Annotated in this window: 17 protein-coding genes and 1 pseudogene; 12 read left to right on the top strand and 6 right to left on the bottom strand. The window is 72.6% G+C overall.

The window, feature by feature from the left end; translation table 11 throughout:
- The first annotated feature begins 1 nt into the window (after position 1).
- The 5 genes from nadD (at position 2) to AB0K03_RS27685 (ending at position 3,007) form a co-directional block, all read left to right on the top strand.
- Complete coding sequence (gene nadD, locus AB0K03_RS27705) at positions 2–589, top strand: nicotinate-nucleotide adenylyltransferase (RefSeq protein ID WP_364690252.1); 588 nt, start codon at positions 2–4, stop codon at positions 587–589.
- Between the two features lie 89 nt (positions 590–678).
- Entirely contained in the window at positions 679–1,077 is a 399-nt protein-coding gene (gene rsfS, locus AB0K03_RS27700; protein WP_364690249.1) for a ribosome silencing factor, read from the top strand.
- Complete coding sequence (locus AB0K03_RS27695; protein ID WP_364690246.1) at positions 1,074–1,712, top strand: histidine phosphatase family protein; 639 nt, start codon at positions 1,074–1,076, stop codon at positions 1,710–1,712. The genes rsfS and AB0K03_RS27695 overlap by 4 nt, the downstream gene beginning before the upstream one ends.
- Positions 1,713–1,774: 62 nt before the next feature.
- Positions 1,775–2,134, top strand: coding sequence for a hypothetical protein (locus tag AB0K03_RS27690; protein WP_364690243.1), 360 nt, complete (start codon positions 1,775–1,777; stop codon positions 2,132–2,134).
- A gap of 24 nt (positions 2,135–2,158) precedes the next feature.
- Positions 2,159–3,007 (top strand): DegV family protein, encoded by an 849-nt coding sequence (locus tag AB0K03_RS27685; RefSeq protein ID WP_364690240.1) that lies wholly within the window; start codon positions 2,159–2,161, stop codon positions 3,005–3,007.
- Here the strand turns inward: AB0K03_RS27685 and AB0K03_RS27680 are convergent.
- Positions 3,004–4,029 (bottom strand): hypothetical protein, encoded by a 1,026-nt coding sequence (locus tag AB0K03_RS27680; RefSeq protein WP_364690237.1) that lies wholly within the window; start codon positions 4,027–4,029, stop codon positions 3,004–3,006. The two genes, AB0K03_RS27685 and AB0K03_RS27680, sit on opposite strands and share 4 nt — an antisense overlap.
- A 40-nt stretch (positions 4,030–4,069) precedes the next feature.
- Positions 4,070–4,879 carry a putative protein N(5)-glutamine methyltransferase gene (locus AB0K03_RS27675; protein ID WP_364690234.1) on the bottom strand — a complete coding sequence of 270 codons (810 nt, stop codon included), beginning with the start codon at positions 4,877–4,879 and terminating at the stop codon, positions 4,070–4,072.
- 453 nt (positions 4,880–5,332) lie between these two features.
- Between AB0K03_RS27675 and AB0K03_RS27670 the strand changes: the two genes are divergently transcribed.
- From AB0K03_RS27670 to AB0K03_RS27655, 4 genes are all read left to right on the top strand, one after another.
- On the top strand, positions 5,333–5,989 hold the full coding sequence (locus AB0K03_RS27670) for a ComEA family DNA-binding protein (protein WP_364690357.1): 657 nt from the start codon (positions 5,333–5,335) through the stop codon (positions 5,987–5,989).
- Positions 5,986–8,334: a ComEC/Rec2 family competence protein gene (locus AB0K03_RS27665; RefSeq protein ID WP_364690231.1), complete on the top strand. Its 2,349-nt coding sequence runs from the start codon at positions 5,986–5,988 to the stop codon at positions 8,332–8,334. Before AB0K03_RS27670 ends, AB0K03_RS27665 begins: the two co-directional genes overlap by 4 nt.
- Before the next feature lie 62 nt (positions 8,335–8,396).
- Positions 8,397–9,146 (top strand): NAD(P)H-binding protein, encoded by a 750-nt coding sequence (locus AB0K03_RS27660; protein ID WP_364690228.1) that lies wholly within the window; start codon positions 8,397–8,399, stop codon positions 9,144–9,146.
- A 47-nt stretch (positions 9,147–9,193) separates the two neighbouring features.
- Positions 9,194–11,611 carry a GH92 family glycosyl hydrolase gene (locus AB0K03_RS27655; RefSeq protein ID WP_364690225.1) on the top strand — a complete coding sequence of 806 codons (2,418 nt, stop codon included), beginning with the start codon at positions 9,194–9,196 and terminating at the stop codon, positions 11,609–11,611.
- 986 nt (positions 11,612–12,597) lie between these two features.
- Here the strand turns inward: AB0K03_RS27655 and AB0K03_RS27650 are convergent.
- The 4 genes and pseudogenes from AB0K03_RS27650 to AB0K03_RS27635 all read right to left on the bottom strand — a co-directional run.
- A pseudogene (locus AB0K03_RS27650) lies at positions 12,598–12,789 on the bottom strand (hypothetical protein); the annotation flags it as partial.
- A gap of 62 nt (positions 12,790–12,851) precedes the next feature.
- Entirely contained in the window at positions 12,852–13,832 is a 981-nt protein-coding gene (gene holA, locus AB0K03_RS27645) for a DNA polymerase III subunit delta (protein WP_364690354.1), read from the bottom strand.
- Positions 13,833–14,980: 1,148 nt separating this feature from the next.
- Complete coding sequence (rpsT, locus tag AB0K03_RS27640) at positions 14,981–15,247, bottom strand: 30S ribosomal protein S20 (protein ID WP_364690223.1); 267 nt, start codon at positions 15,245–15,247, stop codon at positions 14,981–14,983.
- Between the two features lie 145 nt (positions 15,248–15,392).
- Positions 15,393–16,355 carry a phosphotransferase gene (locus AB0K03_RS27635; RefSeq protein ID WP_364690220.1) on the bottom strand — a complete coding sequence of 321 codons (963 nt, stop codon included), beginning with the start codon at positions 16,353–16,355 and terminating at the stop codon, positions 15,393–15,395.
- Between the two features lie 53 nt (positions 16,356–16,408).
- On the opposite strand from AB0K03_RS27635, the gene AB0K03_RS27630 reads away from it, so the two are divergent.
- From AB0K03_RS27630 to lepA, 3 genes are all read left to right on the top strand, one after another.
- Complete coding sequence (locus AB0K03_RS27630; RefSeq protein WP_364690217.1) at positions 16,409–16,942, top strand: DUF4240 domain-containing protein; 534 nt, start codon at positions 16,409–16,411, stop codon at positions 16,940–16,942.
- 267 nt (positions 16,943–17,209) lie between these two features.
- Complete coding sequence (locus tag AB0K03_RS27625) at positions 17,210–17,974, top strand: MOSC domain-containing protein (protein ID WP_364690214.1); 765 nt, start codon at positions 17,210–17,212, stop codon at positions 17,972–17,974.
- 333 nt (positions 17,975–18,307) lie between these two features.
- Positions 18,308–20,185, top strand: a complete 1,878-nt coding sequence (lepA, locus tag AB0K03_RS27620) for a translation elongation factor 4 (RefSeq protein ID WP_364690211.1) — start codon at positions 18,308–18,310, stop codon at positions 20,183–20,185.
- Positions 20,186–20,674 lie beyond the last annotated feature (489 nt).

Raw genomic sequence — 20,674 nt, 5'->3', positions numbered from 1 at the left:
GATGGACAGGCGTCGACGGATCGGGATCATGGGCGGGACGTTCGACCCGATCCACCACGGTCACCTGGTGGCGGCGAGCGAGGTGCAGAGCCGCTTCGACCTGGACGAGGTGGTGTTCGTGCCCACCGGCCAGCCCTGGCAGAAGGGCGCGGTCAGCCCGGCTGAGGACCGCTACCTGATGACGGTGATCGCGACGGCGTCGAATCCGCGCTTCCACGTGAGCCGCGCCGACGTGGACCGGGACGGGCTGACGTACACGATCGACACCCTGCGGGACCTGCGCGCGGTCTACGGGCCGGAGACCGAGCTGTACTTCATCACCGGGGCCGACGCGCTGGAGCGGATCCTGTCGTGGAAGGACGCGCTGGAGATGCTGTCGCTGGCGCACTTCATCGGCGTGACCCGGCCCGGCTTCGAGCTGTCCGCCGCGCACCTGCCGGAGAAGAGCGTGACTCTGGTGGAGGTCCCCGCGATGGCGATCTCGTCCAGCGACTGCCGCGCCCGGGTCGCCAAGGGGCAGCCCGTCTGGTACCTGGTACCCGATGGTGTGGTGCAGTACATCGCCAAGCGGCATCTTTATCGGGAGTAGCGACCGTTTTCGGGCTATCTGTCCGTCTCGAGTTGTCATACCGGTGTGAGAGGCTTGAACCCGACACGAAACCTAACGAGGGGAGACCGGTGCCCGTCACCGACCGCGCCCGCGAGCTCGCGCTGACGGCAGCGCAGGCCGCCGCCGACAAGAAGGCTCAGGACATCGTCATCATCGACGTGGCCGAGCAGCTCTACATCACCGACGCGTTCGTCATCGCGTCGGCCTCCAACGAGCGGCAGGTCATCGCGATCGTCGACGCCGTCGAGGAGGCCCTGATCAACCTCCCGGAGAAGGCGAAGCCGGTCCGCCGCGAGGGCGAGCGTCAGGGCCGCTGGGTCCTGCTCGACTACGTCGACATCGTCGTGCACATCCAGCACGCCGAGGAGCGGGAGTTCTACGCCCTCGACCGGCTGTGGAAGGACTGCCCGACGATTGAGTTCGTCGACCGGGACATGGTCGAGGCCGACTCCTCCGGCGTGGCATGACGACGACCCGCCTCATCGTCTGGCGGCACGGCAACACCGACTGGAACGCGGCCGGCCGCGTCCAGGGACAGTCCGACGTGCCGCTCAACGGGCTCGGCGAGCAGCAGGCCGTCGACGCGGCCGAGCTGCTCGTTCGCCTGCGCCCCGCCGCCGTCGTCTCCAGCGACCTGCGCCGCGCCGCCGACACGGCCGCCGCCCTGGCCGCGCTGACCGGGCACTCCGTGCGTCACGACGAGCGCCTCCGCGAGCGGTACTTCGGCGCCTGGCAGGGACTGACGATGGACGAGGTCGCCGCGACCCGGCCGCAGGAACACGCCCGCTGGAAGGCAGGCGAGGACGTCATCGGCGGCGACATCGAGACGCTCGACGCCATGGGCAAGCGGGTCGCCGACGCGTTCCTGGAGGCCGCCGGCTCCGTTGCCGCCGGCGGCACGGTCGTCGTGGCCACCCACGGCGCGGCGGCCCGCCAAGGGGTCGGTCATCTGCTCGGCTGGCCCCGCGAGCAGCTGCGGACGCTGCGTGCGCTGCAGAACTGCCACTGGGCGGAGCTCACCCACGACGACTCGCGCGGGTGGCAGCTCGCCGCGTACAACGTGGGACCGTTCACCGAGCGGCCGGTCCCGCCGCCGGTTTGACCGCCCGCTCCCGGAACGGATCGGCGGACCGGTAGCGTCCAAGGGCCATGATGATCCGACGCATGACTCTGCTCGCCGCCACCGCGCTGGCGCTGTCCGTCGCCGGCTGCGCCAACGGGGGCGCTGACGGGGGCGGCACCGCCGATCCGGCCGGAGCGCCGGCCTCTTCCGCCGTCCCCACGGAAGAAACCAGGACGCCCGTGGACACCAGCACCCGGACGATCTCCGGCACGATCACCGCGGGCGTCGAGCCCGGCTGCCTCCTGCTCGACGACAACCTGCTGATCATCCGGGACGAGAAGCTGCGCCCGGCCGCCAAGGACGGGGCCTCCGTGACCGTCACCGGGCGTTCTCAGCCGGGGATGATGACCACCTGCATGCAGGGCACGCCGTTCCTCGTGACCGCGATCCGCGCGAACTAGCCGCGCATCCGTTACCGTGCCCGCATGCCCGTCGCGGTCGTCACCGACTCCACCGCGTACTTTCCCCCCGAACTGAGCGGGACGTACGACCTGACCGTCGTACCGCTCACCGTCGTCGTCAACGGCGACGAAGGACTCGAGGGGGAGGAGATCTCGCCGGCCGAGGTGGCCCGCGCGCTCAGCGGCCGGCGGTTCGCCGTCAGCACCTCGCGCCCGGCGCCCGAGCAGTTCGTCGCCGCGTACCGGAAACTGCTCGACGACGGGGTGGACGGCATCGTCTCCGTGCACCTGTCCTCGCGGCTGTCCGGCACGTACGACGCGGCGGTGCTCGCCGCGAGCGAGATCGGACCGCAGGTCCAGGTCGTCGACAGCGGCACCACCGGCATGGGACTCGGCTTCGCGGCGCTCGCCGCGGCCACCACGGCGCGGCAGGGCGGCTCGCTGGAGGAGGTACGCCGGGCCGCGGCCGACAATGCCGCCAGGGTGAGCACGCTGTTCTACGTCGACACCCTCGAGCACCTGCGCCGGGGTGGCCGGATCGGCGCCGCCTCCGCCCTGCTCGGCACCGCGCTGTCGGTGAAACCCATCCTGCACGTGGTGGACGGCTCGATCGTGGTGCGGGACAAGGTCCGTACGGCCGGGCGCGCCCTCGCCCGGCTCGTCGACCTGGCCGTGGAAGCCGCCGGGACCGGCGAGGTCGACATCGCGGTTCACCACCTCGGCAGCGCCGACCGGGCCCGGTCGCTCGCCGACGCCGTCGCCATGCGGCTCGGGGACCGGCTACGCGACTGCTACATCACCGAGATCGGAGCCGTGGTCGCGGCGCACGTGGGACCCGGGGTGGCCGGTATCGTCGTGCACCGGCGCAGCTAGACGGGCCACTTGTCGGCGCGCCAGCGCTCCGGGTTGAGGCCCTGCGGGGTCAGATGCGGCTCGACCTCATCCCAGGGTTTGACCGTGTCGCCGTACTGGACCTCGTCCGCCCGGGGCAGCAGCGCCGGGCCGTCCGAGGCCCATACCGCCCGCGTACGCCCGTGGCCCGTGATGAGCAGCTCGGCCGCCAGCGGAAGGCTCTCCGCCTGGCGCTCGTACGCCCGGGCCGCGAGAACGGCCTCGGCCCGCCGCACGCAGACCTCCAACGGAGAGCCCGGCGGCGCCGGATACGGCACGGTCCGGCCGCGCTCGTCCGACACGTACGCCATCGGGGTGATGGCCCGCGGCGACGCCAGGAAGGCCGCCTCAGCCTGCTCGAACAGGCCCGGAAGCAGGTCACTGCCGTCCGCGGTGACCAGCAGCGTGCCCCGCTCCGGCGCGAACGCCACCGGCCGGCCGCCGACCTGACCGGCCAGCCCGGCGAGCCAGCCGTCGAGCAGCAGATGCGACGTCCAGTACGAGTCGCCGTCGTCGATGAACTGCACCACCACCGGCTCGTCGGCGGCGCCCACCAGCGTCGCCCCGGACAGGTTGGCCCGCGCGGCCGCGAACACCTCGTCGTCGGTCACGCCCCAGCCGTGCGCCGCGTTCACGTACGTCATCGTGTCCGGCTGATCCACCACCACGAACTCGGCCAGGAACGGGAACGCCGGCCGGCTCAGCGGCGTGCCGACGTCGGCCGGTGGGACGGCGCCGCGCAACACCGGGCGCAGCAGCGGCCGAGCCTCGGCCCACGTCGCCGGCAGGCCCGGCGCCCGGAGGAACCCGGCGACGAATTCTGCCACCCGGCCGCGGCGGACCTCGTCGAGGCGCAGCACGCTCGGCTCGCCGTCGCCCGGCCGGGTCGCGTGAACCGAGAAAGTGGACCGGTGATAGCGGGCATCCGGCACACCGGCCCGGCGCAGACGCCGGATCACCTGGCTCGCCAGGCGCGCCCGGGCCACACTGCGGAACAGCCCCACGGCGCTCGTGCCCTCCCCGCGTGTCGGTCGGCCGCCGACCTTATCCCCTCGGGGATGCGCCTGTCACGACCGTTGCATCGAGGTCGTCATCGGAGTGGACCGCCGGCCGCAGCCCCGCCGCCCGCACGGCATCGACGGCCGCCGGTATCTGTGCCTCGGTGACCTCGGAGAGCAGGAGACCGCCCGGGGCCAGCCAGGCGGGGGCCTCGGCGACCACGGCACGGAAGAGGTCGAGACCGTCCTCGCCGCCGTCCAGGGCCGTACGGGGCTCGTGCAGGCGGGCCTCGGCGGGAAGGAAGGGGAGGTGGCGGGTCGCCACGTACGGGACGTTCGCGAGAAGGACGTCGACGGTCCCGCGCAGGTGGCCGGGGAGGCCGGCGAAGAGATCGCTGAGATGGACGCCGTCGCCCAGGTTGTCGCGGGCACAGGCCACCGCGGCGGGGTCGGCGTCCGCGGCGTGCAGGGCGATGGACGGTACCTGGTGACGCACGGCCAGGCCGAGGGCGCCGGAGCCGCAGCACAGGTCCAGGACGGTGCTCCGGGGTTCCGCATGGGCGGCAGCCGCAGCGGGGCTCCGGGGTTCCGCATGGGCGGCGGCCAGAGTCACCAGGAGTCCGCTGCGGAGGCGGGGCACGAAGACGCCGGGGTGTAGCCGGACCCGGACGCCGCAGAAGTCCGCGTAGCCGACGACCTGCTCCAACGGCTCGCCCTCGACCCGGCGCCGGACGAGTTCCCACAGCGTGGGGCCGTCGCCGGCGGCCTCGGTGAGGACCGCCGCCTCGTCCTCGGCGAACACGCAGCCGGCGGCACGCAGCCGCTCGACGATCTCGGGCTGTACCACAGATTCCATCGGTCTCCCGGTTGTCCACAATGCGTCGCCGTCCACAGGCGCGGCGGCGGATCCCGTCGCCTGCCGCCGCCGAAACCCTACGGTCGCGGCGTGGGTGAGGCGAACAATTCCGAAGAGGGCGTCAGCGCCAGGCTCAGCACGGTGCTGGCCCGGCCGGGGGTCACGGGTTTCCGATCCGGGTCGCCGTGGGCTTCCCCGCCGTCCGCGCCCGCCCAGGAGTGGCCGACGCCGGGTGGGCCACGGTTGAACTGGGCCGATGTCGTTCCGGGATGGTCGGATGCGATCCCCGGATGGCCGGACGATGCGCCCGGGTGGCCCGATGATGTGACGCTGCCCGGCTCGCCTGGTGTGCCGCCGCCTCCTCCTCATGCTCCCGCGGCGTCGCTGCCCCTTGCCGCGGACGAGCCTGCTGATCTGGCTTGTCGTCCGGCCTGGTCCGCTTCGGACACACCGCTGCGGCTTCCCGGCGATCTCGGCGGTGGTGGTGCGACGTCGCGGTTGGGGGCGTTCGATCCCGGACGGCGGGGCGTCAAGGCGCTCGCCGCCGTCGCAGCCGTGGTGGTGCTGATCGCCGCTCTGATCGCGTGGCGGTCGCGGCCGCGGGTGGAGCCCGTGCCGACGCCGTCGCTCGAGGCCGGCGCCACCGTCACCGCCGCCCCGGTCGCCTCGGCGTCGGCGGCGGAGGTCGTGGTGGCGGTGGGTGGCAAGGTGCGCAAGCCCGGGCTCGTGCAGCTGGCGCCCGGGGCGCGGGTGGCCGATGCCCTCCAGGCCGCTGGTGGCGCGGCGCCCGGCGTCGACGTCGCGCCGCTCAACCTGGCGCGCAAGGTCGTCGACGGCGAGCTCATCATGGTCGGCGTCACGCCACCGCCGGGGGCTGCGACGACCGCACCGGCCGGCACCGGGTCCGCGGCGGCCGGTGGGCTCGTCAATCTCAACAGCGCGACGCTCGCGGACCTGGACACGCTGCCGGGCGTGGGGCCGGTGCTCGCCCAGCGGATCCTCGACGCCCGCGACGCCCAGGGCGGGTTCAAGGCCGTCACGGACCTGCGCAAGGTCGACGGCATCGGCGACGCGCGCTTCGAGCAGCTCAAGGATCTGGTGACGGTATGACGGCGGACCTGCGGCTCGCCGGGTTCGCCGTCGGGTGCTGGCTGGCGGCACTGTCCGCGCTGCATCTGTCGTTCCGGACGGGGATGGTGGTGGCCGGCATCGCCCTGGTTCTCACCACGGCCGCGTTCGCGCCGGCTTCGGCGGGCGGGCGGCTCGGGCGGTTGTGGCGGGACGGCGGGCGGTGGGTGGCCGCGGCCGTGCTGCTCGGCGCCGGGTGCGGGGCCGTCGCGACCGCCGCGCGGGTCAGTGTGCGGGAGGCCGGTCCGCTGGCCGCTCTGGTCGCCGCGGGGGCCACCGTACGGGTGGAGCTGGTCGTGCGGGACGATCCGCGGGCGCTCGACGGGTCGCCGGGACTGCCGCCCACGTACCTGGTCTCCGTGGAGCTGACCGAGCTGCAGCCGGAGGACACCCCCGGGATGCGGCTCTCGGCGCGGGCGATCGTGCTCGGGAAGGACCCGGCGTGGCGGCCGCTGCTGCCGGGACAGCGGCTGTCGACGACCGGCAAGCTCATGCCCCCACGGGGTGGCGACCTGCGCGCCGCCGTGCTGTCCGTCAAGGACGCTCCGGAGCTGCACGGGCGGCCGTCGTGGGCGCAGCGCGCTGCGGGATCGCTGCGGGCCGGGCTCCAGCGCGCCTGCGAGCCGTTGCCCGACGACGTGGGTGGACTGCTGCCCGGGCTGGTGGTGGGGGACACGAGCCGGCTGCAGCCGACGCTCGAGGAGGACTTCCGCGCCACCGGTATGACCCATCTCAACGCGGTCAGCGGGGCGAACGTCGCGATCATCCTGGGCGTGGTGCTGTTCGCCGTACGGCGGACGCGGGCCGGCCCGGTCGTCACCGCGGTGATCTGTGCCGGGGCGCTGGCCGGCTTCGTGATCCTGGCGCGGCCGTCGCCCAGCGTCGTACGGGCCGCGGCGATGGGGGCGATCGGGCTGGTGGGGCTGGCCACCGGGCGGCCACGGGCGGCCGTGCCCGCTCTGGCGGCCGGGGTGGGCGTGCTGATCGTCGTCGACCCCGAGCTGGCCGGTGATCCCGGGTTCGCGCTGTCCGTGCTCGCCACCGCCGGCTTGCTGCTCGTGGCACCGGGGTGGCGCGACGCTTTGCTGCGGCGGGGCTGGCCGTCGGGGGCGGCGGAGGCGCTGGCCGTGCCCGCCGCGGCTCAGGTCGCCTGCGGGCCCGTCGTTGCGGGGCTGTCCGGCAGCGTGAGCCTGGTGGCCGTACCGGCGAACCTGCTCGTCGTGCCGGCCATCGCGCCCGCGACGTTGCTCGGGGTGTCGGCCGCCGTGCTGTCGCCGGTGTGGCCGGCCGGGGCGGAGTTCACGGCCTGGGTGGGGCAGTGGCCGGCGCGCTGGCTCGTGGTGGTGGCGACGTACGGGGCGCGGGTGCCCGCGGGCGCTGTGCCGTGGCCCGCCGGGGTGAGCGGAGCGGTGCTGCTGGGGGCGCTCACCGTGGCGTTGCTGGTCGCCGCGCGCAGGCCCCTCGTACGGCGGCTCGTCGCGGTGGTGGCGGCCGGGGCGATGCTGGGGGCTCTGCCCGTACGGCTGCTCGCCTCGGGATGGCCGCCGCCGCGCTGGATCGTCGTGACCTGCGCGGTGGGCCAGGGCGACGCCGTCGTGCTGCCGGTTGGCCGGGGACAGGCGATCGTGGTGGACGCCGGGCCCGAACCGGAGGCGGTGGACCACTGCCTGCGGCGGCTGGGCGTACGGCAGGTCGTGCTCTTCGTCGTCAGCCACTTCCACGTCGACCACGTCGGCGGCGTCGCGGGGGTGTTCCGCGGGCGTACGGTCGGCGCGGTCGTGACACCCGACTGGCCGGAGCCACCCGGTGGGCGGGCCGCCGTCGCCGCCGAGGCCAGGACCGCGCGTGTGCCGATGGCGGCCGTCGGGCCGGGCTGGCGATACGCGGCCGGGGGCCTGGACCTGACCGTCATCGGGCCGTTCGAACCGCTGCACGCCACGAACTCCGATCCGAACAACAACTCGCTCGTCCTGCTCGCCCGGGTGGACGGCCGGACGGTACTGCTGCCGGGCGACGCGGAGACCGAGGAACAGGACGAGTTGCTCAGGCACCTCGGCGCCGGCGCGGTACGCGCGGACGTGCTGAAGGTCGCGCATCACGGCAGCGCGTACCAGTCGCCCGAGTTCGTGGATGCGGTGGATCCGGCCGTGGCACTGGTGTCCGTGGGCGTGGACAACGACTACGGGCATCCGAATGCGGCGTTGCTGGCGCGGCTCGGACGGGGCGGGGCCGCGGTGCTGCGTACCGATGTGGGAGGTGATCTGGCGGCGGTGCGTACCGCTGGGGGTGGCTTGGCCGTGGTCGCTCGCGGCGATCCGCCGCAGTGAGGTGTCACATTCCCGGCCGCCGGGTCGTCCATGGTCCGAGGGGTCCGAGAAGGGAGCGAACGATGAAGGTTGCAGTCGCGGGCGGTACCGGTCTCACCGGGCGGCACGTGGTGGAGCTGCTGACCCGGGCGGGGCACGAGCCGGTTCCGTTGTCGCGGGCGGCCGGCGTCGATCTGGTCACCGGCTCGGGGCTCGACGCCGCGCTGGCCGGCGCCGAGGCGACGATCGACGTCAGCAACGTCACCACGATGAAGCGCGAGGTCGCCGTCGACTTCTTCGACAGGGCCGGACGCAACCTGCTGGCGGCGGCAGCGCGAGCCGGGGTGCGGCATCACGTCGCTCTCTCGATCGTGGGTATCGACCGCGTGAAGACCGGCTACTACCAGGGCAAGCTGCGCCAGGAGGAGGTCGTCCGCGGTGGCGGGGTGCCGTGGAGCGTGCTGCGGGCCACCCAGTTCCACGAGTTCGCTGGGCAGATCCTCACCCGGCTGCCGGGGCCGGTGGCGTTGGTCCCCGCGATGAAGGTGCAGCCCGTCGCGGTGCGGGAAGTCGCGCAGGCGCTGGTGGAGCTGGCCGCCGGAGAGCCGGAGGGGATGGCGGGCGATCTGGCCGGGCCGCGGGTCGAGTCCCTGGTCGACATGGCGCGGCGGCTGATCCGGGCCGGCGGCGCCCGGCGTCGGCCGGTGGTGCCGCTGTGGCTGCCCGGTCCCATGCGGACGGGTGGTCTGCTGCCGACCGGGCCGGGGCCGCGCGGGGTGCAGACGTTCGACGAGTGGCTGGCCGCGTTCGCCGAGGGTTCACCCCGGGGATGATCGGTAAGCGTATCGGTGATCATCGACGTCACCGTAGGGTCTGGTCCATGTCGAAGTCGCGTGTGCGTTCCTTGCTGGCCGGGGTCGTGGGGACGGTGCTGGTCGTGACGGTGGCTCCGGCCGTACGGGCCGAGGCCGCGCCGGCGTCCGTGCCGCTCGTGGCAGACCCGGCCGCGTACGTGGACCCCTTCATCGGCAGCTCGCGAGGCGGCAACACGTGGCCCGGGGCGACCCGGCCGTTCGGCATGATCGCCTGGAGCCCGACCAGCACCACCGGCGACCAGACCAGCACCGGCGCCGCCAACGGGTACGAGTACAACGTCACCAAGGTGCGCGGGTTCAGCCTCACCCACGTCAACGGGGCCGGGTGCAATCCGGGCGCCGCGGGTGATGTGCCGATCATGCCGTACGTGGGCGACGTGGACACCTCGCCGACCGCGGACACCCGCGACGCCAAGTACGCGGCCACGTTCTCGCACGCCAACGAGTCGGCCAGTCCCGGGCGCTACACGGTCACGCTGGACTCCGGCGCGCGTACGGACCTGGCGGTGAGCACCCGCGCGGGCATCGGCGACTTCTCGTTTCCCGCGGGCGCGGCCGCGAACCTGCTGTTCCGCACGTCGAACTCGCTGAACGGCAGCGAGGACGCCGAGATCAGCATCGACGCCGCCGCCCGTACGGTGAACGGCTCGGTCCTGACCGGCGGTTTCTGCGGGCGGCGCGGCAACGGTGGTGGCGCCTCCAACCCGAACCGGCGCTCGTACTACAGGCTGTACTTCAGCGCCGTGTTCGACCGCGACTTCGCCCGGACGGGAACGTGGAAGGACTCGTCGATCACACCGGGCGGCACCACGGCCACCGGCGGCGAAGGCTATCTGACCGGCGCCGACCGGGCTGGTCGCGGCTCCGGCGGGTGGGTCGGCTTCGACACCGGTACGGACACCGGCGTGCGGATGCGCGTCGGGATCTCGTACGTGAGCCTCGCCGGTGCGGCGGCCAACCGGGACGCGGAGGTGACCGCCGGGTCGACCGTCGAGTCGGTCGCGGCCGCGACGCGCGCCGCCTGGACCACCGAGCTGAAGCGGATCCGCGTGGGCGGCGGCACCGAGGCGCGCACCACCGCCTTCTACACCGCCGTCTACCACTCCCTCATGCAGCCGCAGACCATGAACGACCTCGACGGCCGCTACCTCGGCGCCGACCTGCAGATCCACACCCTTCGCCCCGGGCGGAAAGCGGTGTACGGCACGTTCTCCGGCTGGGACCAATATCGTGCGCAGATCCAGCTGCTGGCGATCCTGCGCCCGGACGTCGCCGGTGACATGGCGCAGTCGATGATGGACTTCGCCGCGCAGAACAGGGGCATCTGGGACCGGTGGCTGCACCTCGGCGCCCCGACCCATGTGATGACCGGCGACCCGGCCGCGCCGACGCTCGCCACGTACTACGCGATGGGCGTCCGCAACTTCGACGTCAACGGGGCCCTCGACTCGCTGGTCGGGCAGGCCACCGTGCAGAATCCCGACGCGCTGTCCGACGCCGGCTGCCCCGGCCAGTGCCTGGGACAGCGGCCGACGCTGAACACGTACCTGGCTTTGAAGTACGCCGCGAACGACATCTGCCACTGCTGGGGCGGCGCCGCGGAAACGCTGGAGAACTCGCTCGCCGACTTCTCCCTGGCCATGTGGGCGCAGCGGGCCGGGCGTACCGGCCTCTACCGCGAGTTCCTCCCGCGCGGCGACTACTGGAAGAACACCTTCAACCCCGCGGTCGGCTATCAGGCGGCGCGCCGGGCGGATGGGAGCTGGCAGAGCGGCTTCACGCCGGCCACGGACGTCGGATTCGCCCAGGGGTCCAGCGCCACGTACACGTGGATGGTGCCGCAGGACGTGTCCGGCCTGGCGGCGCTCATGGGCGGCCGGTCGGCGGCGGTCACCCGGCTCGACGGCTTCTTCCACGACGAGAACGGCAACTGGGCGGTTCTCGGCGGCAACGCGCTGCGCTACGACCCGACGAACGAGCCGGGGATCCACGCGCCGTGGCTGTACAACGGGCTCGGGCAGCCGTGGAAGACGCAGGAGACCGTCCGGCAGATCGTGGACACCGCGTACGGGACGGGCCCGGCGGGCCTGCCCGGCAACGACGACCTGGGCACCATGAGCGCCTGGTACGTGTTCGCGGCCATCGGGCTGTTCCCGCAGGTGCCGGGAAGGGCGGAACTGCTGCTCGGCAGCCCGGTCTTCACCCGGGTCGAGGTCCAGCGGAGCAATGGGGTGCGGCTGGTGGTCAACGCCGACGGGGCAGGGATGTATGTGCAGGGCGTGCGGGTGAACGGGGCGGTGCTGAACAAGTCGTGGCTGCCCGAGTCGTTCGTGCAGCGGGGTGGAGTGGTGGCGTTCTCGCTGGGGAGCGAGCCGAATGTGAGGTGGGCTACGGCGGCCGGCGATCTGCCGAGGGATCACTGAGCATCCCGGCGGGCACCACGGGTGGCTTACTCGTAGCGCCGGGCTGCCGACTGGTGGGTGCGTTGCTCCTGCTCGTCCAGGTATCCCGACCACCGCGGCGTCGCTCGCGGGCCGTTGATCGGCGCGGGGCCGGTGGGCAGCTGCGGCGGGTCCATCGCCGGGAACATCCCCGGCTCTGCCGCGTTGGCGCCGCCGTGGGGCCCGTCCGCCAGCGGTGGCAGGTAGTCGTCGTCGCGGGTCGTCCACCGGTTGCGCTCGGCCAGCGGGTGGGGCCCCCCGGCGCCGCTCGGACCGATGCCCGGGACCGAGGTGTCGTAGCTGAGGGGAAGCGAGTAAGGCCCGGAGAACCCATCAGACGTCGGCGCGAAGCTTTCGGACGTCGGCGGAATGTCGGCAGGCATCGGGCCGGCAGCCGTTGGGGCGCCGGACACCTGGTCGGCCGCTGGGATGAAATGGTCCGGCGCAGGCGTCGTGAGGGCAGAATCGGGCGCGAGCAGGTCGGCCTCGAACGAGAATCGTCCCGGTCCCGACGGGTAGGGGCTTCGCGCGGGCGAGAACGGGTCGTCGGCACTCCGCTCCGTGACGGAACCGCGCTCCCACGCTGCCTTCGGCGCCGCCCGGCCGGGCTCGGGTTCGGCTTGGTCCGGTACCCGCGTCTCCGGCGGGCTGCCGGCAGCTCGCCGGCCGTACGGCGCCTGGTCGTGGCCGGCGTCCCGGGCGGCTTGGGCGATCACGGACGGTGGCAGCTTGACGGTCCGCGCGCCGGGCGACCAGCGCCTCGACGACCGTTGAGCCGGCGCCTCGGATGCGGCCGACGCGGCTTGGCGACTCGCTGCCTCGCCGACCCTGCTGCTGGTGTAAACGCCCGAGCCGCCGACGCCGATGCCGTCGTCACTGCTTCCCAGGACTGCGGCGTCGTCGCCCACGGCCGTGCCGCGCCCGGCGGACCGAGCCGGGACCGGCCCGCGAGTGCCGGCGCCGGCCCGGGAGGCCCGGGTCAACGCGCCCGCCACGACGTCGTTCAGCTTGACCATCGCCGCGACGGTGACCGGAAGCACCAGCACTCCCCACCAACTGACCAGTTCGGCCAGCGCCAGGAGGATGCCCAGGGCGATCGCGCCTTCGAGGAACACGAAGCACAGGAAGCCGCTGGGGGCCAGATACTGCAGGCCGAGCATGCGCGCGTACAGGGGTTGGCGGCGGGCCTCGTCGCGGGAGAGGCCGGCGCGGCGGGAGCGGGTCACCGGGCTCCTCCGGAGCGGCGGGCCTGGGCCACGGCGAACACGGCCTGCTCCAGGGCATACCCGCGGTCCTCGCCGCCGCCCTTGACCGCGGCGTTGCACTCGGCGGCCGCACGCATGGCGTCGACCAGGCCTTCCGGCGACCAGCCGCGGGCCCGTTCCTGAGCCTTCTGGATCTTCCACGCGGGCATGCCCAGCGAACTCGCCATCTGGTACGGGTTGCCGCGGCCCGCGGACGCCACCCGCGCGACCGTACGCACGCCGTCGGCGATCGCGTCGGCGATCGGGACCGGATCGACGCCGACGTGCAGGGCCCAGCGCAGCGCCTCGAGCGCCGCCGGCACGTCGCCGATCATCGCGGCGTCCGCCACGGCGAACCCGCTGACCTCGGCCCGGCCCTTGTAATACCGCGCGACCACCGCGGGACTGATCTTGCCGTCGGTGTCGGCGAGCAGCTGCGAACAGGCAGCGGCGATCTCCCGCAGATCGGTGCCGACCGCCTGAAGCAGCGCTGCCGCGGCCGGCTCGTCGCACCGCCCGCCGTTGCGCCGGAACTCGTCCCGCACGAAAGCGATCCGCTCGCGGTCACCCTTGAGCTTCGCGGCGGGAACGACGGTGGCCCCCGCAGACTTCAACCCGTCCGCCAGCGCCTTGCCCTTCGCGCCGCCGAGATGCGTGACGATCAACGTCACATCGGGGTCGGGACTCTTCGCATAAGCCAGCAGAGCGGTGACCAGATCCTTCCGCGCGTCCTGTCCACTGCGGATCACCAGCACCCGCCGCCCGCCGAACAGCGACGGGCTCAGCATCTCGGCCACCTCGCCGGCGGCCAGCTGACCGCCCTCGTACTCCCGGACGTCCGCGCCGGGATCGGCCGCACGAGCCGCCTCGACCGCCGCGACGACCGCCCGGGCGGCAAGCAGCTCCTCGTCGCCGACGACAAGGAGCAGGGAGGGAGGCGCGCTGTTCACGCCGAGAATCTTCGCACGCTGGTCCGACACTTCCTTACGGCTCACTCCTGTGCGCACCCCTCTGACCGGGAAACGCGAAACCAGACATATCGGCGAACCGCCATGCCCCCCGCGAGCGCTAGCTTCTCCGTCAGGCGGGATACCCCGCCCGCGAGGCCGACGTGATCCGACGCACATCCGAACCGATCGCCGAGGGTCGAATCGCACAGACGGCCTAACTCGGGCGTGTCTGCGGATGGGAGAGGTGGTTGTTTGGTAGGGCTTCGGCAAGATCTTTGACAAGTACGGCCACAGCGCAGTCCCGTGGCGCACGGCCGGGCGTGTGCCGTCCCGGCCTGATCGCGCCCGCATCCGGGCTTGCCCGCGACGGCGGTCGGGCAGCCGCGAACGGCGGCGGCCGAGCTGGGCTACGGGTGCAGGGAGACTGTGGCGTGCTTCGCGGGAGCGTGGTGAGTTCTGCCGTGTCGAGCCCGGGCGTGCTGCGTCGAGCCCGGGCGTGCTGCGTCGAGCCTGGCGTGCGGCGTCGAGCGGGGCTGCGGCTATGCCCGAGGCGGCGCTGCAGTGGCGGAGCTTCGCCCGGCCGTGCCTACCGCGCGGGTGCTGGAGTGCCCGAGCTCCGCGGCGCCGGCGTGGCGCGGCCCGTCCGGCTGTCGAGTCGTGTCTGCCGTGCGGGCGCGGGAGCCCGCCGAGCCGTGGCCGGGCAGGCGCGGGAGCCCGCCGAGCCGTGGCGGGCAGGCGCGGGAGTGCGCCGAGTGGTGGTGGGCAGGGCGGGAGTGCGCGGAGCCGTGGCGGGCAGGCGCGGGAGTGCGCCGAGGGGTGCCGGGCAGGGGCGGGAGTGCCCGAGTGATGGCGGGCAGGCGCTGGAGTGTCCCGAGCTGTGTCCGGTCCCGTCCGGTCCGGTCTGCGGCGTGCTGCGCGGGAAGACGCCCGGCTGAGCGGCCGAGCTGAGCCGCCGGAGTCGGCCAAGTGCCGCCTGCGACATGGCTGGCGGCGCGCCGAGGGCCGTCGGGGCCTGCCGGCAGCGGATGGGGATACGACTCAGGCACCGCTGGACCCGGGGTCCGGCGGTGCCTGGAGTGTGGTCCTCGACCCGGCCGCTCGCCCGGGTGGGCGGCGGCCGTTGTGCTGCTCCGCGGCGGGCGCGGGGCGGCGCAGGGTCAGGCGGACAGCGAGGCGATCCGCTTGGCGATGGCCGACTTGCGGTTCGCCGCCTGGTTCTTGTGGATGACGCCCTTGCTCGCGGCCTTGTCGAGCTGGCGCGAGGCGTCACGCAGCAGCGCGGTGGCCGTCGCGGTGTCTCCGGCCTCGCTCGCCTCGTTCAGCTTGCGGATCACGGTCTTCAGCGACGACTTGACCGACTTGTTGCGCAGCCGGGCCTTCTCGTTCTGCCGGTTGCGCTTGATCTGGGACTTGATGTTCGCCACGCGACAGCCTTGTCCTGACTAGTTCGGATGATGTACTCGGACGGTGGCGGGCGCAGCAGGCAGCAGCGCGTCACCACACGCGACGAACCAATGTATCAGGCCCTCTCCGGGCCCCCCAAATCCAGCCCGGGGGCACCGCAGCAGCTCAGCCCGTCGTTCGCCATCCCCGGCGTGATGCCAGCCACGCCAGGGCCTGGCTGCCGCTGAACCGCTGGTGTTGCCGGCTGTGCGGCGAGGCGCTGCTCGGACCGCCCGCCGCCCGGGTCAGCCAGTAGCCGCTCATCGCGGCCAGGGCGCCGTCCACGCCGGCCTCCGGCGCGCCCCACGGGTCCAGGAGGCGGTCGGTGTCCAGGCCGCTCGCGTACGCGGTGACGAGCAGTGTGACTGTGTCGAACCATGGTGCGCCCAGGCATGGCCACGTCCAGTCGCACAGCCAGCTCTTCCCGTACCCATCGATCATGATGTTGTCGATCCTGAGGTCGCCGTGGAGCATTCCGGGGCCCTCCAGCAGTTGTGGCAGCCCCTGTTCCAGGCGCGCGAGCTCCTCGAGGTGACTGCGGACCCACGCAGGGGACGGTGGGAGTGGTGCGCGTCCCGCTGCGACCTCGGACCACCACGACAGCTCCCCGCGGACGATGTCGCTCAGTCGCGGCAGGTCCGCGATCGGTGAGACAGCCAGCGCCGCCGACGCTTGTCGCCACGCCTGCAGCGCCGCTGCGAGGTCGTCCGGTTTCCAGGGCAGATCGGGTACGCGACCGCGGATCGCCTCCAGGCACAGGACGTAGTAACCGTCGGTGACCAGCGTCCAGAGGAGGCGGGCGGCGGGAACCTCCGGCGGCAGGGCCGATGTGATGGCCGCCTCACGGGCGTACGCGTCTGATGCGGGGTCTGCCAGCGGCGCGGCCTTGAGGAAGGCGCGTCCGCCGTCCGCCGTTTCGACGGTGGCCGCGAAGGCCCTGGTGAAGCCGCCGCCGGCGGTGCTTGCGGCAACGACCGGCGACCCCAGCCGGTCGTTGACGGCCGCCCGCACGGCGGGTGGCAGATCAGCCCATTCCGGGCGTACGGCCGTAGCACCGTAAGCGACCTCGGGCAGCGATACCGGACGCATGCCCCCATCCTGCCTCCCCGGTTTTGTCGTACCCGGCTGGCAGGCTGTCGGACATGAGAACGGACGACTTCTGGGCGGTCATCGACCGGGCGACCGCCGACCGGCCGGCCTCGCCGGACGAGGTGGCGAAACGGGCGGCCGCCGAGCTGGCCGGGCGCGACCCCGCCGAGATCGTGGCCTGGGCCCGGCACCTCGACAAGGTGATGAGCGCCTCCGGCAAGGAAGACCTGTGGGCGGCGGCCTACCTGATCAACGGCGGCTGCTCCGACGACGGATTCGACCACTTCCGCGGCTGGCTCATCGCCAACGGCCGCGACGTGCTGGCCCGCGCGGTGCGCGACCCCGACTCGCTGGCCGACCTCCCCGCCGTCCGCTCCGCCGCCACCAGCGGCGCGGTGTTCGAGGCCGAGGAGGTGCTCACCATCGCGCAGATGGCCCACCAACAGGCGACCGGCGAGGATTTGCCGCCCAGCGACGCACCACCGGGCCGCCCGGATGCCGCGATGCTCTGGGACTTCGACGACGAGGAGGAGATGCAGCGGCGGTTGCCTCGGCTGTCGTCGCTGTTCCTGGAACCGCCCGATTAGGCCTCCTCGGCGGCGCCTCCTCGGCGGCGCCTCCTCAGCGGCGCCTCCGCTCCGGCTGCCCGCTTCCGGCTTTGCGGGCCGGCTTCCGGCTTCACGGCCGGCTTCCGGGTCCTGCGGGCTGACAGCGGCACCGTCGGGCTGGCAGCGGCACCGGGCTTGAGCGGCTTTCGCGGTTCGGAGAGACAGCGGGCGGTAGCGCGGCCGGTGGGCGGCCGGTGGGTGGGAATCGGGTCGAGAAAGGACGGCGGCGGTGGGCAGGGTGCGGGCATGAGTGTTGAGCAGCAGGTCCTTGCCGGGCGGTCGGTGCGAGGCGGAGTCGTCGCGGTGAGTTGTAACGGCGCGTACTCGTTCAGCAAGCCCAACCGGGCAGAGATCGTTCTGGTGCCCGGGCTGGGCGTCGAGGGCGATGTCCATGCCGGCGTCACGGTCCGGCACCGCAGCCGGGTGGCCGCGGACCCGGTTCAGCCGAACCTTCGGCAGGTGCACCTCATCCCGGCCGAGCTGCACGACGAGGTGCGCGCCGAGGGGTTCGACGTACCGGCGGGCGGGATGGGGGAGAACGTGACCACCACAGGGATCGACCTGCTGGGATTGCCCTGCGGGACGGTCCTGCGGTTCGGTTCGACGGGTGAGGTAGTCACCGAGCGGGGGCCGACGGGTGAGGTAACCGCTGCGTGGGATGGCCGCGGGCCTGCCGATGTGGTTGCGGCTGCCGGGCGGGCGGTGCTGGACCAGGCCACCGCTGCGGCCGTCGATGTCCTCACCGCCGTTGTGGCCGCTGAGACTGCGCGGGGTGACGCCGGTGACGCTCGGCCCGCGGTGGTGGTCACCGGGCTGCGGAACCCGTGCCAGCAGATCAACCGGTTCCGGCCCGGGCTGCTCAAGCGGGTGCTCGGCAAGGACGAGGCGGGGAACCCGGTACGCCGTGCCGGGGTGATGGCCGTCGTGCTGCGCGGTGGTGTGATCAGGCCGGGCGATGCGGTCTTCGCGGAGCTGCCGGCCGGACCGCATCGGGCCCTCGATCGCGTCTGACCGGACGTCGCTCGCACTCTTCCCGGGTGGGATTCGGCCTTCTCGGTGGGATTCGGCGCTTGCTCGGGCCTTGCTGCCGGCCGCGGCGATACGCCACGGCGGCCGCTGTTCCGGTTGCCGTACGGGCGGGCTGGACCGGTGTTGGCAGGGCAGGTTCGGGGGACGTCCGGGTCTCGCCCAGGGAGCCGGGTGCGGGTGCCGGCTCGGGTCTCGTCCGGGGTGGGTTCGCGGCGTGGGACGATAGATGGGCCGGTGTTCGTGCCGGTTGCCAGTTCGGCAGGGTGGACCTGCCGGTTCGGCAGGCCCGATCCTGATTGAGAAGAACGGACGAACGTGCCTGGACCGCTCGACCCCGGCGTGAACATCATCGGAGCGACCGATCCGCGTCGTATCCGCAATTTCTGCATCATCGCGCACATCGACCACGGCAAGTCGACGCTGGCCGACCGCATGTTGCAGATCACCGGCGTGGTCGATCCGCGGCAGATGCGGGCGCAGTATCTCGACCGGATGGACATCGAGCGCGAGCGTGGCATCACCATCAAGAGCCAGGCCGTGCGGATGCCGTGGGTGGTGCGTGAGGGCGACCTGACGGGTGAGTCGGCCGTCCTCAACATGATCGACACCCCGGGGCACGTCGACTTCACGTACGAGGTGTCGCGAAGCCTTGCCGCCTGTGAGGGTGCGGTCCTGCTCGTCGACGCCGCTCAGGGCATCGAGGCGCAGACCCTGGCCAACCTGTATCTGGCCATGGAGAACGATCTCCACATCATTCCCGTACTGAACAAGATCGACCTGCCGGCCGCCCAGCCGGAGAAGTACGCCGAGGAGCTCGCCAAGCTGATCGGGTGCGAGCCCACCGACGTGCTGAAGGTGTCCGGCAAGACCGGTGTGGGTGTGGAGCACCTGCTGGACGAGATCGTCCGGCAGTTCCAGCCGCCGGTCGGCGACGCCGACGCGCCCGCGCGGGCGATGATCTTCGACTCCGTGTACGACGTGTACCGGGGCGTGGTCACGTACGTCCGGGTCATCGACGGGCGGATCGAGGCGCGGGACCGGATCAAGATGATGTCGACCGGGGCCGTGCACGAGCTGCTCGAGATCGGGGTCGTCTCTCCCGAGATGGAGAAGGCCGGCGCGCTCGGGGTCGGCGAGGTCGGCTACCTGATCACCGGTGTGAAGGACGTACGGCAGTCCCGCGTCGGTGACACCGTGACCGGGAACGCGCGTCCCGCCAGCGAGCCCCTCGGCGGGTACAAGGACCCGAAGCCGATGGTCTACTCCGGGCTGTACCCGATCGACGGCTCCGACTACCCGGCGCTGCGGGACGCACTGGACAAGCTGAAGCTCAACGACGCCGCGCTCACGTACGAGCCGGAGACGTCGGCCGCGCTGGGATTCGGGTTCCGGTGCGGCTTCCTCGGCCTGCTGCACCTGGAGATCATCGGGGAGCGGCTGGAGCGGGAGTTCAACCTCGACCTGATCTCCACCGCGCCGAACGTGGTCTACCAGGTGATCACCGAGGACATGCAGGAGCACGTCGTCACGAACCCCAGCGAGTTCCCGACCGGCAAGATCGCGGAGATCCGCGAGCCGGTCGTGCGCGCGACGGTCCTGGTGCCCAACGAGTACGTGGGTGCGGTCATGGAGCTGTGCCAGAGTCGCCGCGGCAATCTGCTCGGCATGGAGTACCTGTCGGCCGAGCGCGTGGAGCTGCGGTACACGCTGCCGCTCGCCGAGATCATCTTCGACTTCTTCGATCAGCTGAAGAGCAAGACCAAGGGGTACGCGTCCCTCGACTACGAGCCCTCCGGCGAACAGGTCGCCGACCTCGTCAAGGTCGACATCCTGCTGCACGGCGAACCGGTCGACGCCTTCAGCGCGATCGTGCACAAGGACAAGGCGTACAACTACGGCGTCACGATCGCCGCCAAGCTGCAGAAACTCATCCCGCGGCAGCAGTTCGAGGTGCCGATCCAGGCCGCGATCGGCAGCCGGATCATCGCCCGGGAGACCATTCGCGCCATCCGCAAGGACGTGCTCGCCAAGTGCTACGGCGGTGACATCAGCCGTAAGCGCAAGCTGCTCGAGAAGCAGAAGGAAGGCAAGAAGCGGATGAAGATGGTCGGCCGCGTGGAGGTGCCGCAGGAGGCCTTCATCGCCGCGCTGTCGACGTCGGACGGGCCGGACACCAAGGGCGCCAAGAAGTAGAAATCCGGGCGGCCGGCCTGACCGTCCGGCTGGGCGTGTCGGCGCAGCGACGGGGTCCGTTCGGGTGGGTCGGCTGGTGTGGGCTGTCCGGCTGGGCGTGTCGGCGCAGCGACGGGGTCCGTTCGGGTGGGTCGGCTTGTGTCGGTTGTCCGGCTGGGCGGGCTGGCCGGCCGGTGTCGCGGGTCGGCCGGCGCACGGTGTCCTTCTGCGCCGGTGCGCGGTTCGTTGCCGCGGACACAGTCTCGCCGCACCGCCCAGGCCGTCGGCCGCAGGCGATATGGGTGAGTTGCTCGGGGGTCTTGAGGGGCCGGCGGGGCCTGTGGGGGGATCCGGCGGGCGGCCGCGGATCAATCTCGGCGGGTGACGGCTGGGGGTTCGAGGCGGCTCGGACGTCGGTGACCTGGGGTTATGTGGGTGAGTGGACGCCGCGGGGCGGTTGGCTGAGAGGTTCCTGCGAAATTGGCGGTTTGATTTTCGGGGCGGTCGGGA

It is taken from the genome of Actinoplanes sp. NPDC049316 (assembly GCF_040677315.1).
Taxonomy (GTDB): Bacteria; Actinomycetota; Actinomycetes; order Mycobacteriales; family Micromonosporaceae; genus Actinoplanes.
The sequence above is the reverse complement of the archived record's forward strand: the minus strand, read 5'-3'. Positions and strand labels throughout refer to the sequence as shown.

Bases quoted from the DNA above. Each gene is read 5' to 3' on its own strand.
- AB0K03_RS27675 (WP_364690234.1), bottom strand. From the start codon at position 4,879: ATGGAATCTGTGGTACAGCCCGAGATCGTCGAGCGGCTGCGTGCCGCC.
- AB0K03_RS27630 (WP_364690217.1), top strand. From the start codon at position 16,409: ATGAGAACGGACGACTTCTGGGCGGTCATCGACCGGGCGACCGCCGAC.
- AB0K03_RS27685 (WP_364690240.1), top strand. From the start codon at position 2,159: ATGCCCGTCGCGGTCGTCACCGACTCCACCGCGTACTTTCCCCCCGAA.
- AB0K03_RS27655 (WP_364690225.1), top strand. From the start codon at position 9,194: ATGTCGAAGTCGCGTGTGCGTTCCTTGCTGGCCGGGGTCGTGGGGACG.
- AB0K03_RS27625 (WP_364690214.1), top strand. From the start codon at position 17,210: ATGAGTGTTGAGCAGCAGGTCCTTGCCGGGCGGTCGGTGCGAGGCGGA.
- AB0K03_RS27695 (WP_364690246.1), top strand. From the start codon at position 1,074: ATGACGACGACCCGCCTCATCGTCTGGCGGCACGGCAACACCGACTGG.
- nadD (WP_364690252.1), top strand. From the start codon at position 2: ATGGACAGGCGTCGACGGATCGGGATCATGGGCGGGACGTTCGACCCG.
- AB0K03_RS27690 (WP_364690243.1), top strand. From the start codon at position 1,775: ATGACTCTGCTCGCCGCCACCGCGCTGGCGCTGTCCGTCGCCGGCTGC.
- AB0K03_RS27665 (WP_364690231.1), top strand. From the start codon at position 5,986: ATGACGGCGGACCTGCGGCTCGCCGGGTTCGCCGTCGGGTGCTGGCTG.
- AB0K03_RS27635 (WP_364690220.1), bottom strand. From the start codon at position 16,355: ATGCGTCCGGTATCGCTGCCCGAGGTCGCTTACGGTGCTACGGCCGTA.
- AB0K03_RS27660 (WP_364690228.1), top strand. From the start codon at position 8,397: ATGAAGGTTGCAGTCGCGGGCGGTACCGGTCTCACCGGGCGGCACGTG.